1 protein-coding gene is annotated in these 532 nt (G+C 69.9%); it reads left to right on the top strand.

Going from position 1 to position 532, the window contains the following annotated elements; all coding sequences use genetic code 11:
- On the top strand, positions 1-532 hold a 532-nt coding region (locus ACU8YE_RS24210), incomplete at both ends, for an SDR family oxidoreductase (RefSeq protein WP_446929909.1).

Here is a 532-nt window from a genome sequence, read left to right as displayed (position 1 = left end):
TGCGGTGTGGCACACGCTCGCGGCCGAGGTCGGCGCGATTCATCACAACGGCGCACACGTGAACCACGTGTACGACTACCCGTACCTGCACGCGGAGAACGTCGGCTCGACGCTCGAACTGCTCCGCCTGTGCTGCAGCGGCCGCCGCAAGGCGCTGCATTTCGTATCGACGCTATCCGCGGCGAGCGCGACGGGCCCGACGGGCCGCCTGATCGAGGCGGCCCCGTCGGAGGCCGGCCCTGCCTTCGTCAACAACGGCTACAACCTGACGAAGTGGGTGTCCGAGCATCTCGTTGCCGAAGCGGCTGCGCGCGGGATCGACACGACGATCCTGCGGCCCGGCAACATCACGGGCCATTCGCGCACGGGGCTGTGCCAGCCGGGACGCAACCGCATCCTGCTGCTGCTCAAGGGCGCGGTGCAGTTGGGCTGCGCGCCGCTCGCGAGCGAGGGCGGGCTGTTCGACCTGAGCCCGGTCGACTATCTGGCGCGGGCGATCGTCGCGTGCACGCTCGACGGTGCGCGCACTGAG

This window comes from Ralstonia sp. VS2407 (genome assembly GCF_052950655.1).
This window is presented reverse-complemented; position numbering and strand designations above follow the sequence as displayed.